Genomic DNA, 19,459 nt, shown 5'->3' on the forward strand with positions numbered 1-19,459 from the left:
ATAGTTTATGATATAGGGTGTAAACATTAGTAGTACCTATAAATCATGAGAAGGAGAATGAGGTATGGAAAAGTTTTTCAAATTGAAAGAGAACGGCACTACGATCTCTACGGAGATCCTCGCGGGGTTGACAACTTTCTTCGCCATGGCGTACATCTTGTTTGTCAATCCATCGTTACTTTCACAGACGGGAATTCCCTATGGAGGTGTATTCCTTGCTACAATCTTTGCCGCTGCAATTGGAACTTTGGTGATGGCTTTGTTTGCAAATGTTCCCTACGCGCAGGCACCCGGTATGGGGCTGAATGCATTCTTTACTTACACAGTTTGCTTCGGACTCGGATTTACCTGGCAGGAGGCACTGGCTATGGTGTTTATCTGCGGAATTGTCAATATTATTATCACGGTTACGAAAATTCGTAAAGAGATAATCCGTGCAATACCAGAGAGCCTTCAAAATGCAATCAGCGGTGGTATTGGTGTGTTTGTTGCCTATGTTGGGATCAAGAATGCAAACCTTTTAAGTTTCACTGCCGATCCCGGTACATATACACAGACTGAGGGAGGGAGTGTAATCACCAATGCCAGTATCGTTCCGGCTCTTGCCAACTTTAATAAAGCCGGTATCATTCTGGCAGTGATATCACTTATTATCACTGTGATTCTTGTCCTGAAAAATGTTCCCGGTGCTATCTTTATAGGCATCGTTGTTTCAACAATCATTGGGATACCTCTTGGCGTTACCGATGTCAGTCAGATCGGCGTGGAAAATAACCTTTCCAAATCTTTTTCAGAGCTTGGCATGACTTTCGGTGCAGCCTTCAGTTCAAAAGGAATGGGGTCTTTGTTCAGTGACCCTGGAAAGATTCCGTTGGTTCTTATGACCATCTTTTCATTCAGCTTATCAGATACATTTGATACATTGGGTACATTCATCGGAACCGGAAGAAAAACCGGGATCTTCAGTGAAGAAGACCAAAAAGCTATGGATAACTCCAGTGGGTTCAAGTCAAAGATGGATAAAGCCTTGTTCGCGGATTCTATTGCTACTTCCGTAGGAGCAGTTTTGGGTACATCCAATACGACGACATTTGTTGAGAGTGCTGCAGGTATTGGAGCAGGCGGACGAACCGGTCTGACTTCTTTTGTAACGGCATGTATGTTCCTGCTCAGTATGTTTTTTGCACCGATTATTGGCATTGTTCCGGCAGAAGCTACGGCACCGGCTTTGATCATGGTAGGAATTATGATGTTATCTTCGTTCAAGGATATTGAATGGACAGAACTTGAAGAGGCAGTTCCTGCTTTCTTTGCTACAATCTTTATGGGTCTGTGTTACAGCATTTCCTATGGTATCGCGACCGGATTCATCTTTTTCTGTCTGGTTAAGATACTGAAAAAAGAAACAAAAGACGTTCATCCGATTCTCTGGATCAGCACGATCTTGTTTATTCTCAATTTTATATTGCTCGCATATATGCAGTGATGCAAATCATGAATCACCCATATTCATAATTCGTGAAAAGGGCACCACAGACAATAGTCAGATTGTCTGTGGTGCCCTTTGCGTGGTGGTCATTATCACGATATCCGATTATGTACTATATCTAAAACATAAGGAAAATGTATTGTATCATAAAAAGAGAGTAGTATAATCTACGATAGAGTATTTTGAATTTATAGATTGAAGAAAGGAGATGCAAAGGACAATTTTTTCCTAAAGGTCACTTTGCTGTAATTGTATGGAGTTGATTACATTATTGATCTTATTTCCACTGCTGTCTTCTGTTTTGGTGTTTTTTGTAAGAAATGAAAAATTTAGAAATGGTATTATGAGGAGTGGAGCATTGGTGACAGCTGTATTGACAGTGCTGACGGTTGTCAAGTACTTCGGAAATGGACTTGTTCTTTCGTTTCAACAAACCGAAGTGATGGATGTCTTAATGTTGGCTGTCGAAATTGGAATGGCTGCTTACATTATTATAACAGGTTTCAAAGAAAAGAAATATCTGCTGGCTCTGTTTTCGATCATACAGATTGTGATGATTGTCGGGTTTGAGTTTACAGAGAAAAAGGGGATTGAAGTACATGATTATATTGTCCTGGACAAACTTTCGGGCATTATGGTGCTGATCGCAGGTATTATTGGCAGTTTGATTTCTATTTATGCGGTAGGCTATATGAAGTCCTATCATGCTCATCACAAAGAAGTGAAGGAAAGAAAATCCTTTTTCTTTTCTGTGATTTTTATTTTTTTATCGGCTATGTTCGGACTTGTATTGAGTAATCATCTGATGTGGATTTATTTCTGCTGGGAAATCACAACTTTCTGCTCCTATCTGTTAATCGGATACACAAAGACAGATGAGGCAAAGCACAATGCACTTCAGGCACTGACAATGAATGTTGGCGGAGGACTTTCATTTGCCGCGGCAATTGTGATTCTCGGAACAAAATTTCACACATTGGAATTATCGGCCCTTACATCCATGAAGCCCAATACAATTGTTTTAGTATGCGTATTTTTACTATGCCTGGCGGCACTTACGAAATCGGCACAGCTTCCGTTTTCATCCTGGCTGTTGGGGGCTATGGTTGCACCGACACCATCTTCAGCACTTCTTCACTCTGCCACGATGGTGAAAGCAGGTGTTTATCTGATTATCCGTCTTGCTCCGCTTTTGGGGGAGTCAGTAGTCGGACGCGTGATGACACTGATTGGAGCAGTGACGTTCCTTGCTTGCTCGATGATGGCGATCACTCCACATGACGCAAAGAAAGTACTCGCATATTCAACGATAGCGAACCTTGGACTGATTGTCATGTGTGCAAGTGTAGGAACACAGGAATCCTTGTGGGCAGCTATTTTACTGGTTATCTTTCATGCCGTTTCGAAGTCTTTGATGTTCCTCACGGTTGGCTCTATAGAGAATGTGATCGGAAGCAGAAACATTGAAAACATGAATGTCCTGATGCAGGTTTCAAGGGGACTTTCTATCGCGCTGATTATCGGAATCTGCGGAATGTTTCTCGCACCCTTTGGCATGCTGATTTCAAAATGGGTCGCGATGAAATCCTTTATCGACTCAAAAAATATCTTAATTGTGGTTATACTAGCCTATGGAAGTGCTGCCACGATGTTTTACTGGGGGAAATGGCTTGGAAAATTAAACTGTAACCGAAAACCAAAGGGATACGAAAAGAAGATGGAACTTCGAAAAGATGAAAAAGCCCCGATTTTCTTCCTGACGGCAATTGTTCTGGTTTCGTGTCTGGGATATCCGCTTGCCTCCAGATATGCAATTGTGCCCTATCTGGTGAAGATTTTTGGAACTCCGCCGGTGATACCGATCGGAACCGGTGATCAGATCCTTATGGTCCTTATGATCTTCATGGTAAGCATGCTTGTTCTGGTGCCAATGGGTCACGTGCCGACAGGCCTCTTCCCGAAGAGAAGAGAGACACCGATCTATATGGCGGGAGAAAATTCAGGTGATGATCAACATTTTATAGGATCCTTTGGAATTGAAAGAAAAAGCGATCTCAGTAACTGGTATATGGAGGAAGTACTGAATACAAAAAAGATCACCTTTTGGTGTAATATTGTCTCAGTAACGTTACTTGGTGCCGGCATGATCTTATTGATTGGGAGGTGGGGAATGTAATGTTAGCCATTAAAGTTATCTTAATTATTATTCTCACACCGCTGGCCGGCGGCCTTCTGGTGGGATTTGACCGGATGATTTCAGCGAGAATGCAGGGCAGACAGGGTCCGCCGGTTTTACAGCCCTTTTATGATGTATGGAAACTTCTTTCGAAAGAGACAATTGAGGTTAACCGCTTTCACCGATTCTATGTATATCTTTCACTTATGTTCATCATACTTACTGCCGTTGTCATGTTCTCGGGCGGAGATATTCTGCTTGCTATCTTCATACTCTCCCTGGGTGCTATGTTCTTCACACTTGGTGGATATGCCTCTTGGTCACCTTACAGTGTCGTGGGTGCGGAGCGAGAACTTTTGCAGATGATGGCCTATGAGCCGATGATGTTTATCGTTGCTGCAGGACTTTATTATGTGAGCAATTCATTTTTTGTCCGAGATATTATAAATCTGGAAAAACCAGCAATCGTTTACCTTCCGGCAATCTTTGTCGGGCTTGTATATATTCTGCCATTTAAGCTTAGAAAATCCCCATTTGATCTGAGTGTAAGCGAAGAGGCGAACCAGGAAGTAATACAAGGAATCTCGACAGAGTATTCGGGCAGGGCATTGGCCGCGATTGAAGTCACACACTGGTATGAGACTATCATTGCGCTTGGATTTGTCTATGTTTTTTTTGCGGCAAACAGTACACTTAGCCGTGTACTTGCAGTTTTAGTCTGCCTGATCGTCTATCTGTTTGAGATGATTGTTGACAATTCCACAGTCAGAGTGAGATGGCAGAAGGCATTATCTTCAGCGTGGATTGTATCGGGTGTTTTGGGAATAGTAAATCTTACAATCTTATCGTTTTTTAACTTTTAATAATAAGAAAAAGCCCGGGCAGGGCAGATAGGAGAAACTATGAACAGTAATAAAAAATCTCCCTGGGTTTTGCACTATGATGCCACCAGCTGTAATGGCTGTGATATAGAGGTTCTCGCCAGTTTTACACCGGTTCATGATCTGGAGCGTTTTGGGGTCGTTAATACGGGCGATCCAAGGCATGCAGACATTCTTTTGATCACCGGAAGTGTCAATCAACAGAGTATACCTGTGATTAAGCAGCTGTATGAACAGATGCCGGATCCAAAAGCAGTCGTGGCGGTGGGAATTTGTGCGACATCCGGAGGAATCTTCAAAGACTGTTATAATGTGGTCGGAGGAGTTGACAAGGTATTGCCGGTTGATGTCTATGTTCCCGGATGTGCCGCCAGACCACAGGCAATTATTGATGGAATTTTGAAAGCAGCTTCTATACTGGAAGAAAAAGAAAAAGCTTTAAAGGAAAGGTAGGTTTTCTCGTGGAAGAACAAAATATCAGACAAATATCAGCGGAAGCGTTGCTGATTGAAACAAATCATCTTCGAAGTGAAGGCTATCGTCTTGTGGCTGTTTCTTGTACCTATAAAGATGGTGTGGAACTGACGTATTCATTTGACAAAGAGTATGATTTCATAAATTTGAGAATCAATATGAAAGATGATGAGAAAATTGAGAGTATCACACGCATTTACCCCTATGCATTCCTCTATGAAAATGAAATAAAAGAGCTTTTTGGTGTAAAGATTACAAATATTGTAGGAGACTTCCATGATAAACTATATCGAATATCGGTGGATGCTCCATTCAAAAATAAGGAGGAGGAGTAATGGCAAAAAGAACGGTTATTCCTTTTGGACCCCAGCACCCGGTGCTGCCCGAACCTATTCACCTGGATCTTGTACTCGAGGACGAGAAAGTGATAGAAGCAGTTCCGCAGATCGGCTATGTACACAGAGGTCTGGAGAAACTGGTCGAAAAAAAGGATTTTAAACAATTTCCCTATGTGGCCGAAAGAATTTGCGGAATCTGTTCTTTTTCACATGGGATGGGATATTGTATGTCCATCGAGAGCATGATGGGGATCGAGGTTCCTGAGCGAGGCATGTATCTTCGAACGATCTGGGCGGAAATTGCCCGCATGCAAAGCCACCTTCTATGGCTGGGGCTGACTGCGGACGCCTTTGGATTCGAGAGTCTTTACATGCAAACCTGGAGAGTTCGTGAACAGGTTCTTGATATTCTGGAAATGACAACAGGAGGCAGGCTGATCTTCTCTGTCTGTGATATTGGAGGGGTTCGAAGAGATATGGATACTGCCATGCTCCAAAAAATACTTGCAATCTTAGATGATCTTGAAAAAGAACTTCGGGAAGTGACAGAAGTGTTTTTGAAGGATGATACGGTCAAACATCGTACGGTTGGTCTGGGAAAGCTGACAAAAAAGCAGGCACAGGATCTCGGTGCGATTGGACCTTTTGCTAAGGCGAGTGGAATCAATCATGATATGAGAACACAGGGATATGCGGCATACAAAATGCTGAATTTTGAACCCATTATGGCAGAGGAAGGGGATTGTTATGCGCGCATGGAGGTGAGAATCGCTGAACTTTTTCAGTCTATTGATCTGATCAGACAGGCAGCTGCTTCAATACCGGATGGTGAAATACTTTCCGCTGTAAAAGGAAATCCCAAAGGAGAGTACTTTACGCGTGTCGAACAGCCTAGAGGAGAGGCAATCTACTATGTGAAGGGAAACGGAACGAAGTTTTTGGATCGTTTCAGAGTTCGAACGCCTACATTTGCAAATCTCCCCGCACTTCTGGAAACTCTGAAAAACTGTGATCTGGCTGATGTTCCGATTCTGATACTAAGTATTGATCCTTGTATCAGCTGTACGGAGCGATGATTGGAGGAATAAAATGTCTGTTTTGAGTATGGCAAAGCTGCTGATAAAGAATTTTTTTCATGGTCCGTATACAAATCAATATCCAAAAAAGCCAAGAGAAAATTATGAGAGGACGAGGGGCAGCATCGACAATGACATTGAGAGTTGTATCTTCTGCGGCATGTGTATGAGGCGCTGTCCCACTTCGGCGATTACGGTGACAAAGCCAGAGAAAAAGTGGAGCATTGAACGGATGCAGTGTATCCAGTGCGGTTACTGTGTCAGTGTATGTCCGAAGAAATGTCTTTCAATGAGAAACCAGTACACGTCACCGGATACGCACAAAGTAAGGGATGAGTATACAGATGCACGAGTATCCGATCACTAAAAGAGTGATAGAGATTGCGGAAGAGTTCGCAAAAAAGAATCAGGCCTGTGAGGTGAAACAGATTCATCTGGTTGTAGGAGACTATTGTGGCTATGTGGGAAGTTCGATAGAGCTGTATTTTGAAATTATTGCACAGGACAGTATCTGTAAACATGCTTCTCTTCACATTGAACGTGTAAAGCCAAAACTAAAGTGCAAAACATGCGGGGAATATTTTGACCGGAAACCGTTTTCCTTTACCTGTCCTTCCTGCGGTGGTGATGGTGAACCTACGGAAATCGGGAGAGAATTCTATGTGAAGTCTATAGAGATTTGAAAGGAGGCATTTTGAATGCCCAAAACAAAAGAAATTGATGTCATGGAATCGGTTTATGATAAAAATGAAATGATCGCAAAAGAAACGAATGAAAGATTGACAAAAAAGGACATTTTTGCTGTCAATGTGATGGGATCTCCGGGAGCTGGAAAGACTTCTTCCATTAAGAGAATTGCAGAGAAAATCGGTGAGGTCATTCCCTATGTAATCGAGGGAGATATCGAATCAGATATTGACACCAGGGCATTAAATTCACTGGGAATTAAAACGATTCAGATCAATACCGGCGGTGCTTGTCATCTGGATTCTCCCCTGATCGAAAATGCCGTGAATGATTTGGATGTATCCGATGGTGTGCTGTTTATTGAAAATATCGGGAACTTGGTGTGTCCTGCTGAATTTGAGATCGGTGAGCATGTAAAGATGCTGATTTCCACCACGACAGAAGGCAGTGATAAGCCATATAAATATCCCCTGGCGTTTGAAAAGGCCGATATTATTCTGATCAACAAATGTGATTTAATCCCGTACGTTGATTTTGATGAGGAGTATTTTATGAAGGGTGTCAGAGCTTTAAATCCGACAGCCCCGGTTATGAAAGTCTCGGCGAAGAATGGTGAGGGATATGAGGAAGTTGTCTCATGGATAAAAAACAAACGAGAATAAAAAAAATCCATATTTCGGGAATTGTACAGGGGGTGGGTTTCCGCCCCCTTACTTTTCATCTGGCTAAAAAGCATCACATTCACGGAACCGTCCAAAATCTGGGCGGCGTAGTAGAGATTATTACTGAGTCGGCAGAAGAAGATTTTGGGCGATTCCTTAATGAATTAAAAAGGGCAAAAAGTGGCGGATGTAAAATTACAAGACTTACCGTTGCTGATATCTCGGATAAACACGCGAAGCATTACGATGAGTTTAAAATTATCGAAAGTTCAGACAGCCCCGTGGTTTCGATGATTCCGCCGGATTTTGCGGTCTGTGATGCGTGTAGGGCAGAGATGAATGATCCGGATAACCGCAGATACCGACATCCATTGATCAGCTGTATGCACTGCGGTCCCAGATATACCATCATGGATCATCTGCCTTATGACAGAGATACCACCGTGATGGAGGATTTTCCCATGTGTCCACAGTGTGAAAGCGAGTACCGATCACCTTCCGACCGCAGATTTCATGCACAGACGATCTCTTGCCATGACTGTGGCCCACAGTTGTTGTTTAGCGAGACAGGACAGAAAAAGCTATCGAATGGTAAATCTGCATATGAACGTGCGGTAAGCATGCTCAGGAACGGAAGAATCATTGCGGTAAAGGGCGTCGGCGGTTATCATTTTGTGTGTTCTCCATTTCGTGAGGAGACTGTTCAAAACTTACGAAAACTGAAAGGGCGCGAAGAAAAGCCTTTTGCAGTCATGTTTACTTCCATTGAGGAGATTCGGCAATACTGCACAGTGACAAAGAAAGAGCAAAGCCTTCTGGAGAGCAGTGCAAGGCCAATCGTTCTCCTTGCGTCGTCGAATGAAAAGATGGCGCCATCCACTTATAAAGGCAGCGAATACTGTGGGGCATTTCTGCCGTATACACCGCTTCAGATTATGCTTTTAGGAGATCTTGGACCGCTGATTATGACCAGTGCCAATCTCTCGGATCAGCCGATTATAAAAAGCGACGAGAAAATTTTAAGCTTAGATGACCCCCTTCTTTCAGGAGTGCTTTATCATAAGCGGAGAATTCTGCGGTCTGTAGATGATTCTGTCGCCCGCATCGTGGATCATAAACCGCTGATGATCAAAAGGAGCAGGGGATATGTACCTTATCCGGTTTTTCTGCCGGTCGAAGAAACCGGAAAAAACGTACGCATCTTTGCCGCCGGCGGAGACTTAAAAGCTGCTTTCTGTCTGTATGAGGACGGCCGTGCGGTTGTATCTCAGTATTTTGGCGATCTCGTGGAAGCACAGATATTCAAGGAGTATCAGAACTCTATGGATGACTTAAGATCTCTTTTGCAGATGAAACCAGATCTGGCAGTCTGTGATCTACATCCAAGGTATCTGTCCGCCAGATATGCCAAAACTCTTGGAATCCCTGTTTTTTTCGTCCAGCATCATCATGCTCATATTGCATCGGTTATGGCAGAACATCATTTGACCGGAAAGGTCTTGGGTATCGCCTTTGATGGCACAGGATACGGTACAGACGGAAATATCTGGGGAAGTGAATTCATGATCTGCCAAGAAGATAAATATCAAAGAGTTGCACACCTGCAAGAGATTTCAATGCTGGGAGGGGATTCCTCCATGCGTGATGCGAAGAAGACGGCAACTTGTTTTTTACTGAACTATGGGCTTTGTGAGTTTATTCAAGACAGCAGATGTGATATGATAAAGAAAGCACTGGATAATCATATGAATACGGTGTTTACATCAAGTATGGGAAGATTATTTGATGCAGTCTCCAGCATACTTGGGATCGCCGAGGAGAACACATATGAGGGAAAATGCGCCATATTCCTGGAGAAGGAGGCTCATATGGCACAGAAGGAACATCTGGAAGCCAAAAAGATGTCCTTTGATATTATGAAGTCAGAGGATCAGCTGTTGATTGATCCTGCACCAGTGCTTAAAATCATTGCAGGAGAGTGGCACAACAGAACAAAAGAGACAGAAACCGATCTTAGAAAGGCTCTGGCTTTGGGATTTCATGAAGCTCTTGCGGACATGATTCTGGTGATTTGTGAAAATGTCAGAGAGGAGCAAGGGGTTAACTGTATTGCAATAAGCGGTGGTGTCTTTCAAAATGTTTTGTTGACTACTCGCGTGATAAAACTGCTGAAAGATCATCGTTTTGAGGTCTTTCGCAATGAGGTAGTTCCGCCAGGCGATGGCTCGATCAGTCTTGGCCAGACATACCTGGCACTTGCGAAGATAAGAAATAGTCAGGAGGGATAGATATGTGTGTTGCTGTACCTGGAAAGGTGATAAAGATAAAAGATCAGACAGCAAACGTGGATGTACTCGGAAATACTTGTGATGTCAACGTTCGGCTGGTTGATGTGAAACCTGGTGACTATGTGCTGATACATGCGGGTTGTGCAATTGAGGTGCTGGAAAAAGACACCGCAAAGGAAATCCTGGATCTGTATCAGGAGTTGGAGGATGAGGTAAATCATGACTTTAGATCAAATGATCGAAAAGCTTGCAGCGTATGACGGTGAGGAAATCAAAATTATGGAAGTCTGCGGAACGCATACTTCCAGTATCTTTAAAAATGGAATCCGAAGTCTGCTTTCACCTAAGATCAAATTGATTTCCGGACCTGGATGCCCAGTCTGTGTGACTCCGACTGTGTACATTGATAAACTTATTGACATTGCCATGCACAAGGAACATTGTGTGCTCACCTTTGGAGACATGATGAAAGTGAAAGGCAGCCGGATGTCCCTTACCAGTGCTGTCTCGCAAGGTGCGCATGTACAGGTTTTGTACTCGCCGCTGGATGCTATAAAAATTGCAAAGGAACATAAGGATGTTCAATATGTATTCGCCGCTGTAGGATTTGAGACGACAACGCCGGTTTACGGCGTGCTGTTGGACGAAATAGAAAGCAAAAAGATAGAAAATCTGAAACTTCTGACGTCTCTTAAAATTATGATTCCGGCTATCTCCTACGTGTGTGAAAAGGAAGATAAGATCGATGCATTTCTCGCACCGGGCCATGTCAGTGTCATCATAGGAAGTGATGTTTATAAAGATCTGGCTAAAAAATATAAGAAACCTTTTGTTGTCGCCGGTTTCGAAGGGGAACATCTTCTTGCGGCGATATACGAAATCGTGAGGCAGAAGGAACAAGGGCAGTATGAGGTGAAAAATATGTATAAGAATGCTGTTTCAGATAAAGGTAATCAGGCTGCACTTTCTGTCATAGAAAAATATTTTGAATTGGAAGACGATTTCTGGAGGGGCATCGGAGTGATCAAAAAATCGGGCCTGCATCTAAAGGATGCATATCAGAAATACGATGCGGGAAGTGATTTTGATGAATATCGGGAGAAGATGCCGAATGGATGCAGATGTGCTGATGTCATATTAGGGAGGATCACCCCGCCAAAATGTCCGCTTTTTTCAAAGATATGTACACCTATGGATGCAGTTGGGCCCTGTATGGTATCAACGGAAGGTGTCTGCGGAATCTGGTATAAGAATCGAGGTAAAGCATGAATATTGATTTATCACATGGAAGCGGCGGGAAACAGACCGACGAATTGATCCATGATATTTTTATCAAAAATTTTGACAATGAAACTCTGAATAAACTCGAAGATTCGGCAGTCCTTACTGTTCAGGGAAGGATTGCCTATACGACGGATTCTTTTGTGGTGACCCCTATGTTTTTTCGAGGCGGAAATATCGGCAAACTTGCAGTGTGCGGAACGGTCAACGATCTGTCAATGATGGGGGCAAGGCCGAGATATCTCACTTGTGGGTTTATCCTGGAGACAGGGGCTGATCTTGATTTACTTGATCAAATTGCCCACACGATGAAGAACACTGCCACAGAGGCAGGCGTTGAGATTGTTGCCGGCGACACGAAGGTGATCGAAGGGGATGGAAATATCTTTATCAACACCTCAGGTATCGGCGAGATTTTAAGAGAAGATGTGAGTATCCATAACTGCCATCCAGGTGATATGATTCTGTTAAACGGAAATCTCGGAGAACATCACGCTGCCATAATGTCGGGAAGAATGGGAATTGAGAATACAATATCAAGCGACTGTGCTCCCTTAAATTCCATGGTATCAGATTTAATTGAGCATAAAATCGATATCCGCTGTATGCGGGATGTGACTAGAGGTGGGCTTGCGACCGTTTTAAATGAACTTTCCGAAAGTTCCGACTGCAGGGTTGATATTCGGGAAACTTCGCTTCCGGTCAGCCGGGAAGTGACGGGATTCTGTGAGATCCTGGGCCTCGATCCACTGTATATGGCGAATGAGGGGAAGATGATCGCAGTTGTTCCAAAAGCTCAATCGGATCAGGCCCTCACGGTTATGAGAGAAAATAAATACGGGAAGAATGCCAGCATTATCGGAACAGTCACAGAGGGCAGAGGCGTCTATATGACGACAAAGCTTCACGGAAGTCGGATTATCGATATTATGTACGGAGAAGGGCTTCCCCGCATCTGTTGATAATCTGAATTGAATATTCATTGACAGAGCGATTTTTGATACTGCATCGGTGAGAGGGATACATATTTCTTAAATGTCCGGCAGAAATTAGTATACTCACCAAAACCGGATTCTTCACAAGCCTGCAGACCATTCGCACCATTTGCAAGGGATTCTTTTGCCAATGCAATTCGTTTTGTGATGATGTAGTGATAGGGCGAGGTACCTGTGTGTTTCTTGAATTCATGTCCGAGATAGAACGGATCGACACTTAATTCACAGGCAATGATTTCAAGAGAAATTGGTTCGGATATTCTGTCGTTGATTATTTTTAAAGCATCCTCGATCAACTTAGGAAATGGCAGGGCATGTGTATTTGATTTCGAAAATTCATCATTTCCAAGTGCCAGCAGCTGGAGAAGATAACTTAATGCGAGCAGTTCATCACTCGATTTAGGACTTTTCAGGGCACTGATCATGTGTGTGATCAACTCATAACACTTATTTGAAGAGGCCTTGTCAAGTTCCGCGATATTGCAGTTGTCGATTCTGGTATTTTGAAAACAAGCGAGAGGATTATAAGCATTGAGTGGAAGAGAGTGAATCAGTGCCGGATTGAAGTTTACTGTCATCCGCTCATAAGGGGCAGAAAAATCGGGAAATACACGGTGGATCTCATTCGTATTCAAAAAAAGAAGACTTCCCGGGTGAAGCAGATATTTCCTGGATGTGACAAACATCTGGGCTTTTCCCGATATAAAAAAGAAAATTTCATAGGTATCGTGAAAATGAAAATCAAAAGTAGTACTTTCTGTGGAGATGTTATGAGCTGCAGAGAGTGCTATTTTTTTGTTGTCATGCCATACATTCATAAGGAGAGTTCCTTTCTCTTTCGGGTTTTTGATGCTTATTTTAACTTATCAAATCATAGCACAAGAAACGCAAAGAATCAAACAAAATCAATAAAGAATTGACGATCTCAATGTGGTATGATACAAGAGTCAAAGGCACGGAGCAATCCGTGTATCATAGTATAAAAAAGGATTGATTTTTCTAGTCGCTTTTATGACAGAACAGGAGGGTTTTATGAAACTAGGGGCACAGCTTTATACACTTCGAGATTTTACACAGACAGAGGCGGATCTTGCGGATTCACTAAAAAAGATCGCTGACATCGGCTATACAGAAGTTCAGATATCCGCGATTGGTCCGATTGCGCCGGAAAAAGTAAAAGAATTATGTGATGAGAATTCCCTTAAGATCGTGCTGACACATACGAATCCGGAACGAATCATGAATGATACGGATGCAGTGATCAAAGAACATAAGATTATGGGGTGTGATTATATCGGAATCGGATCTATGCCGGGAAAATACAAAAGTGAAGCGTGGTATGATCACTTCCGGAAAGATTATATCGAGGCAGCTAAGAAAATTGCTGCATCCGGAAAACTTCTTATGTATCACAATCACAATTTTGAGTTCGGTAAGATTGACGGAAAGAGAATCATCGAACGCATCTTGGACGATTTTAAGTCGGATGAACTAGGAATCACACTTGATACCTACTGGCTGCAGGCCGCAGGAGGGGACTGTCTGGAGTGGATTGAGATCTTAAAAGACCGCCTTCCCTGTGTGCATCTGAAAGATATGGAGATGTATAACGGTCAGGCAATTATGGCACCTGTATTGGAGGGAAATATGAATTTCAAGAGTATTCTGGGTGCACTTGACAATAATGGCGTTACAAAACATATCCTAGTGGAGCAGGATACTTGCAGGGAGAGCCCGTTTATATGCCTGAAAAAGAGTTATGACAATGTTGCAAAATTGGGATACAAATAAGCCAAACGAGGGAAGGTAACAGGAATGAATAAGTTAAGAATGGGGATTATCGGAATTGGAAATATGGGAAGTACCCATGCAAAGAATATTGCCGATGGTAAAATTCCCGAGATGAGACTTACTGCAATTGCCGATCTGAAAGAGTCAAGAAGAGGATGGGCAGTTCAAAATCTGCCGTCAGATGTGAATATTTTTACCACCGGAGAAGAACTGATAAAAAGCCATATATGTGATGCAGTTGTGATTGCCACGCCACATTACCAGCATCCAACTCTGGCTATGCAGGCATTTGGTGAAAAACTTCATGTACTTAGTGAAAAACCAAGTGGTGTCTACACAAAGCAGGTTAGAGAGATGAATGAAGCGGCGGATCATAGTGACGTGACATTTGCCGTCATGTTCAATCAGCGGACGAACCCTCTTTATCAGAGGATGCACGAGATGGTGAGCAGCAAAAGATACGGCGAAATCATGCGTGTCAACTGGATCATTACGGACTGGTTCCGCACACAGATTTACTACGATTCGGGTGAATGGAGAGGGACCTGGGATGGCGAGGGCGGAGGTGTTCTCTTAAATCAGTGCCCGCATCAGCTTGACCTGATTCAGTGGATTTGCGGGATGCCCTCATCGGTTCGAAGCTTTATGAAGAATGGAAAATGGCATGATATCGAGGTGGAAGATGATGTTACAACGTATCTGGAGTATCCCAATGGGGCATCCGGTGTATTCATCACCTCAACCGGTGATGCACCGGGGACGAACCGCTTCGAGGTGACGATGGAGGGCGGAAAACTTGTCTGTGAAGATGATAAACTGACATTTTATGAGACAGCGGAAAATGTCCGTAAGTTCTGCCAGACGGCGGCCGATGGATTCGAAAAGCCAAAGGTTTCCAAACGGGAGATTGAGATTACCGGAGACAACCCACAGCATATCGGTGTCATGAAAGCATTTGCCGGGCATATCCTGCATGGGACTCCTCTGGTGGCAAAAGGGCAGGAAGGAATCCATGGGCTGATGCTTTCTAATGCGATGCATCTGTCGGCCTGGATGGATCAGACCGTGAAGCTTCCGATCGACGAAGATCTGTTTTTAAGTGAACTTGACAAGCGGCGAAAAACTTCTGTCAAGAAGAAAGCAAAAGAAATCACGTTCAATACGGAGGGCAGTTATTAGAATGAAGAGACATGTGATACTTACTGGATTTACAGACGAATTGGCGGACAGCTTTGATGAGCAGATAACGGGTGCCAAAAAAAACGGACTGACACATATCGAAATTCGTGCCATTGACGGTAAAAATATTGCCGACTGTAGTAAGCATGAAATAGAGAAGGCAAAACAGAAATTGGACACTGCGGGTATCAAGGTTTCCACGATTGGTTCACCAATTGGGAAGATTGATATCAAAGAGCCTTTTGAGAAACATTTTAACCAGTACCAGAAGATGGTAGAATACGCGAAACTTTTTGATACTCCTTACATCCGCATGTTCAGCTTTTATATGCCGGAAGGCGAAGACAAATATAGTTATGAGGATGAGGTGATGGAGCGTCTCTCGAGACTTGTAGATTATGCTGCGGATCAGGATGTGATACTTCTGCATGAAAACGAGAAGAAAATATTCGGAGATGACGCCAGGGGCTGCAAAAAGATTATGGAGCGTTTCTACGGGGATCACTTGAAAGCAATCTTTGACTTTGCTAATTTTGTGGAGTGCGGGCAGGATACGCTGGAAGCATATGAGATATTGAAAGATTATGTTTCTTATATTCACATCAAAGACGCACAGTGGGATTCCAAGCTGGTAGTTCCCGCCGGTATGGGTGATGGAAATGTTCAGGAGATTCTAAGACAACTGAAAGCAAAAAACTTTGAGGGATTCCTGTCCCTGGAACCCCATCTGACCCATTTCTCAGGAATCAAAAAACTGGAGGATGAGGATGCACACAGCACAGATAAGGAACGTTTGCTTGCGGATCGGCCGTTTGCCTTTGATATCGCGGTACATGCATTGAAGGCGATACTCTGGGATCTGGACTGGGCTTAAAGGAGGTTATTTTATATGAAGGTTTGTGTTGTGGGGTGCGGCACAATTTCCAACATGCATCTAAATGCTGTAGGCAGTATGAAGCATGCCAGCCTTGTGGGTGTCTGTGATGTCAAGATGGATAGAGCCACGGACGCCGCAAAAATGTATGGGGGACATCCATATCAATCTTTGACAGAAATGCTTGATGCTGAAAAACCGGACGTGTTACACATCTGTACACCACATTATCTGCATGTTCCGATGGCAGGCGAAGCGGCAAAAAGAGGAATCGCCGTGTTTACTGAAAAACCACCGGCGGTAAGCAGAGAACAGTTTAAAGCTTTGAAAGAATTCAGCCGTGATATTCCGATTGGGGTCTGCTTTCAAAACAGATACAATGCTACAAGCCGATTTGTCAAAGAAAGGATCGATCAGCATGAGACAGGAGGATTTCTGGGCGGAAGAGCATTTGTGACCTGGTGTCGTGACAAGAATTATTATAACGGAAGTGACTGGAGAGGAGAATTAAAGAAAGAGGGCGGAGGGGCACTAATCAATCAATCGATTCATACGCTGGACTTGCTCATCTATTTTCTCGGAAAACCTGAGTGCGTAACGGCCCAAATGCAGAATTTTCATCTGGATCAGGTGATTGATGTCGAGGATACTGTGGAAGCCTATCTGCAATATAAAGAAAACGCCTCCTGCCTGTTTTATGCGACAACCGCTTACTGCACCAATTCCCCGGTTTACCTGGAACTGATCTTTGAACATATGACGATAAGACTTCATGATAATGAAGTGGAAGTTTTGGAAGAGGGGAAAAAGGATGTGAAATATCAGCCGGCTAAAGAGAAAACCGCAGCGGGTAAAAGTTACTGGGGCAGCAGTCATGATGCCTGCATTGCTGATTTTTATCACGCACTTAAGACAGACGGGAAAGTTCCGATCGGAGTCTGTGATGTCGAGAACACAATGGACGTGCTGTATGATATCTATGAGCAGACGGGGTATGTCTGCGAAACATGCCAACCTGCGAAGGCACAGCTTTAAAGTATGGATACCGCATAGTTATGGGCTATGGAAGTATCATGGGGCAAAATGCTTTTGCCCCATAGGTTTACACAATAGCCTTTGCCACTGCAGCAAACAGAGAACAGATGAGCATGCCAGTGGCTGTCGGTATGAGCACGGACAGCAGGGTCCATTTGACACTCTGCGTTTCTTTTTTGATTGTAAGACAGGTCGTTGAGCAGGGCCAGTGCATCATTGAGAACAACATGACACTGATAGCAGTAATCCAGGTCCAGCCGTTATCTATAAAAAGCTGTCTCAACACGGTAAGATTTCCAATATCTAATATGCTCCCTTCGGCCATGTAGGTCATGATCATGATCGGGATCACGATTTCATTTGCCGGGAACCCGAGAATAAAGGCCAGCAGTATAACGCCATCCATCCCAAGAAGTCTTCCAAATGGATCCAGAAAATCAGAGCAGTGAAGGAGTACGGTCTTATCACCGATGACGATGTTGGCCATAAGCCATATGATAAGTCCGGCGGGGGCTGCGACACTGACGGCGCGGCCTAGGACAAATAAAGTTCTGTCAAAGATGGAACGTACAACCACTCTGCCGATCTGGGGTTTTCGGTAGGGAGGGAGCTCTAGAGTAAAAGAAGAAGGGATTCCCTTTAATACTGTCTTTGACAATAGCTTTGAAGTGAGAAAGGTTATTGCAATCGACAGAACGATAAAAAGTGTCATAATGCCGGCGGATAGTATGGTTTTGCCTGCTCCAGCGGCTGTTCCGATGAAAAACATGGAGATAATTGTAATTAATGTGGGAAATCTTCCATTACAGGGTACAAAGTTGTTTGTCAAAATTGCAATCAGCCTTTCCCTTGGTGAATCTATGATGCGGCAGCCCACAACTCCGGCGGCATTGCATCCAAACCCCATACACATTGTAAGCGCCTGTTTTCCGCAGGCAGAACATTTTTTGAAACATTTATCCATATTAAATGCAATCCGGGGCAGTACTCCAACGTCTTCCAACAGGGTGAACAGTGGAAAGAAAATTGCCATCGGCGGCAGCATGACGGATACCACCCAGGCGAGTACCCGATAGACTCCGTGGATGAGCATGCCTGTGAGAATACCAGGGACTTTCATCCAATGAAAGAAATCTGTAAGTTGGTCTTCAATCCAGAAGAGAAATGTACTAAGCCATTGTGACGGATAGTTTGCACCTGTAATTGTCAGCCAGAATATCCCCATTAATGCCAGAAACATGATTGGAAAAGCGGTCCACTTTCCAGTCAAAATCTGATCAATCTTCGATTCCTTCTTCCAGTAGTTTTTGTCTTCATATGTAACAGCACCATCGCAGATATCTTCAGATGTGGACACAACTGCCGAGGCGATGTCATCAAACTCGGAATAGGGAATTCGGATTGTTGGGTTTTCAGGACTTAGGATTATTTTATGGACAGCTTCCATTAGGCGGTCCAGACCATCACGGCTTCTTGCAGCGGTACCGATGACTGGAACACCTAAGCGTTTGGACAGAAGTCCAAGATTAATCTCTATTTTCTTCTTAGCCGCTTCGTCCATGAGATTGACACAGACGACAACTTTTGAGGTGATTTCCAACGTCTGAAGTACCAGACTCATGCAGCGCTCCAGACAGGTGGCGTCACATACGATTATCACGGCATCAGCCTTGTCACTGCAGATGAAATCACGGGCTACTTCCTCTTCGGCAGAGTGTGCCATCAATGAATAACATCCCGGAAGATCCACGCAGACATAGCCATTTTGATGATATTCAAAATAACCCTGTGCACTTGTCACCGTCTTTCCTGCCCAGTTTCCAGTATGCTGGTGACTGCCACAAAGTTCGTTAAATACTGTGCTTTTGCCGACATTGGGACTGCCACCTAACGCAATGATTTTATCTGTTTCATGCCTTTTTCGGATCACGAGTCCTGTGTCTACGGCATTCATTGCCATGGAATCTTTATTTAAACCCACTTTTACATCTCCTCACTATACATGATTCGGATACAAGAGGAATCTTCAACGCGAAGAGCAATAATTGCACCTCGTATTTGATATGCGACAGGATCGCCAAGTGGACTTTTTCTAATACAAATTACTTCAGTCCCTTTAATCAGACCGAGATCCTGCAATCTTCGGCGCATACTTTCCTCGGGGTAGTCGACCGCTGATACGATTGCCTTTTGTCCCTCTCCTAAATCTGATAACATGCCAATATGATTCATA

At 43.6% G+C, this 19,459-nt stretch carries 20 protein-coding genes; 17 read left to right on the forward strand and 3 right to left on the reverse strand.

Annotation, left to right across the window (positions count from 1 at the left end):
* Nucleotides 1-64 precede the first annotated feature (64 nt).
* The 13 genes from INP51_RS05560 (at nucleotide 65) to hypE (ending at nucleotide 12,314) form a co-directional block, all read left to right on the forward strand.
* Entirely contained in the window at nucleotides 65-1,486 is a 1,422-nt protein-coding gene (locus INP51_RS05560; RefSeq protein WP_193736733.1) for an NCS2 family permease, read from the forward strand.
* A gap of 256 nt (nucleotides 1,487-1,742) precedes the next feature.
* A complete protein-coding gene (locus INP51_RS05565) occupies nucleotides 1,743-3,665 on the forward strand; it encodes an NADH-quinone oxidoreductase subunit 5 family protein (RefSeq protein WP_193736734.1) in 1,923 nt (640 codons plus the stop codon).
* Nucleotides 3,665-4,528, forward strand: a complete 864-nt coding sequence (locus INP51_RS05570) for a respiratory chain complex I subunit 1 family protein (protein ID WP_207736900.1) — start codon at nucleotides 3,665-3,667, stop codon at nucleotides 4,526-4,528. The genes INP51_RS05565 and INP51_RS05570 overlap by 1 nt, the downstream gene beginning before the upstream one ends.
* Before the next feature lie 39 nt (nucleotides 4,529-4,567).
* The gene (locus INP51_RS05575) at nucleotides 4,568-4,999 is read left to right on the forward strand and encodes an NADH-quinone oxidoreductase subunit B family protein (RefSeq protein WP_193736736.1); all 432 of its coding nucleotides are present in this window, start codon (nucleotides 4,568-4,570) and stop codon (nucleotides 4,997-4,999) included.
* A gap of 8 nt (nucleotides 5,000-5,007) precedes the next feature.
* Nucleotides 5,008-5,355 carry an NADH-quinone oxidoreductase subunit C gene (locus INP51_RS05580; protein ID WP_193736737.1) on the forward strand — a complete coding sequence of 116 codons (348 nt, stop codon included), beginning with the start codon at nucleotides 5,008-5,010 and terminating at the stop codon, nucleotides 5,353-5,355.
* Entirely contained in the window at nucleotides 5,355-6,434 is a 1,080-nt protein-coding gene (locus INP51_RS05585; protein WP_193736738.1) for a hydrogenase large subunit, read from the forward strand. The genes INP51_RS05580 and INP51_RS05585 overlap by 1 nt, the downstream gene beginning before the upstream one ends.
* Nucleotides 6,435-6,447: 13 nt before the next feature.
* Nucleotides 6,448-6,801 carry a 4Fe-4S dicluster domain-containing protein gene (locus tag INP51_RS05590; RefSeq protein WP_193736739.1) on the forward strand — a complete coding sequence of 118 codons (354 nt, stop codon included), beginning with the start codon at nucleotides 6,448-6,450 and terminating at the stop codon, nucleotides 6,799-6,801.
* Nucleotides 6,779-7,117, forward strand: a complete 339-nt coding sequence (hypA, locus tag INP51_RS05595; RefSeq protein WP_193736740.1) for a hydrogenase maturation nickel metallochaperone HypA — start codon at nucleotides 6,779-6,781, stop codon at nucleotides 7,115-7,117. Before INP51_RS05590 ends, hypA begins: the two co-directional genes overlap by 23 nt.
* Before the next feature lie 15 nt (nucleotides 7,118-7,132).
* On the forward strand, nucleotides 7,133-7,783 hold the full coding sequence (gene hypB / locus INP51_RS05600) for a hydrogenase nickel incorporation protein HypB (RefSeq protein WP_193736741.1): 651 nt from the start codon (nucleotides 7,133-7,135) through the stop codon (nucleotides 7,781-7,783).
* Nucleotides 7,759-10,071 carry a carbamoyltransferase HypF gene (hypF, locus tag INP51_RS05605; RefSeq protein WP_193736742.1) on the forward strand — a complete coding sequence of 771 codons (2,313 nt, stop codon included), beginning with the start codon at nucleotides 7,759-7,761 and terminating at the stop codon, nucleotides 10,069-10,071. Before hypB ends, hypF begins: the two co-directional genes overlap by 25 nt.
* Before the next feature lie 2 nt (nucleotides 10,072-10,073).
* Nucleotides 10,074-10,331 (forward strand): HypC/HybG/HupF family hydrogenase formation chaperone, encoded by a 258-nt coding sequence (locus INP51_RS05610; RefSeq protein WP_193736743.1) that lies wholly within the window; start codon nucleotides 10,074-10,076, stop codon nucleotides 10,329-10,331.
* The gene (gene hypD, locus INP51_RS05615) at nucleotides 10,291-11,340 is read left to right on the forward strand and encodes a hydrogenase formation protein HypD (RefSeq protein ID WP_193736744.1); all 1,050 of its coding nucleotides are present in this window, start codon (nucleotides 10,291-10,293) and stop codon (nucleotides 11,338-11,340) included. The genes INP51_RS05610 and hypD overlap by 41 nt, the downstream gene beginning before the upstream one ends.
* Nucleotides 11,337-12,314 (forward strand): hydrogenase expression/formation protein HypE, encoded by a 978-nt coding sequence (hypE, locus tag INP51_RS05620; protein ID WP_193736745.1) that lies wholly within the window; start codon nucleotides 11,337-11,339, stop codon nucleotides 12,312-12,314. Before hypD ends, hypE begins: the two co-directional genes overlap by 4 nt.
* 17 nt (nucleotides 12,315-12,331) lie before the next feature.
* Here hypE and INP51_RS05625 read toward each other — a convergent pair whose 3' ends face one another.
* A complete protein-coding gene (locus INP51_RS05625; protein WP_193736746.1) occupies nucleotides 12,332-13,165 on the reverse strand; it encodes an AraC family transcriptional regulator in 834 nt (277 codons plus the stop codon).
* Between the two features lie 214 nt (nucleotides 13,166-13,379).
* Between INP51_RS05625 and INP51_RS05630 the strand changes: the two genes are divergently transcribed.
* From INP51_RS05630 to INP51_RS05645, 4 genes are read left to right on the forward strand one after another with little or no spacing between them, the layout of a single operon-like run.
* A complete protein-coding gene (locus INP51_RS05630; protein ID WP_193736747.1) occupies nucleotides 13,380-14,138 on the forward strand; it encodes a sugar phosphate isomerase/epimerase family protein in 759 nt (252 codons plus the stop codon).
* 24 nt (nucleotides 14,139-14,162) lie between these two features.
* The gene (locus INP51_RS05635; protein ID WP_193736748.1) at nucleotides 14,163-15,317 is read left to right on the forward strand and encodes a Gfo/Idh/MocA family protein; all 1,155 of its coding nucleotides are present in this window, start codon (nucleotides 14,163-14,165) and stop codon (nucleotides 15,315-15,317) included.
* A 1-nt stretch (nucleotide 15,318) separates the two neighbouring features.
* Complete coding sequence (locus tag INP51_RS05640) at nucleotides 15,319-16,191, forward strand: sugar phosphate isomerase/epimerase family protein (RefSeq protein WP_193736749.1); 873 nt, start codon at nucleotides 15,319-15,321, stop codon at nucleotides 16,189-16,191.
* A 15-nt stretch (nucleotides 16,192-16,206) separates the two neighbouring features.
* Nucleotides 16,207-17,226, forward strand: a complete 1,020-nt coding sequence (locus INP51_RS05645) for a Gfo/Idh/MocA family protein (protein WP_193736750.1) — start codon at nucleotides 16,207-16,209, stop codon at nucleotides 17,224-17,226.
* Between the two features lie 67 nt (nucleotides 17,227-17,293).
* On the opposite strand, the gene feoB is transcribed toward INP51_RS05645, so the two are convergent.
* A complete protein-coding gene (gene feoB, locus INP51_RS05650; RefSeq protein ID WP_230406886.1) occupies nucleotides 17,294-19,207 on the reverse strand; it encodes a ferrous iron transporter B in 1,914 nt (637 codons plus the stop codon).
* 2 nt (nucleotides 19,208-19,209) lie between these two features.
* A complete protein-coding gene (locus tag INP51_RS05655; RefSeq protein ID WP_193736751.1) occupies nucleotides 19,210-19,458 on the reverse strand; it encodes a FeoA family protein in 249 nt (82 codons plus the stop codon).
* Nucleotide 19,459 lies beyond the last annotated feature (1 nt).

This window comes from Blautia liquoris (genome assembly GCF_015159595.1).
GTDB classification, from domain to species: domain Bacteria; phylum Bacillota; class Clostridia; order Lachnospirales; family Lachnospiraceae; genus Novisyntrophococcus; species Novisyntrophococcus liquoris.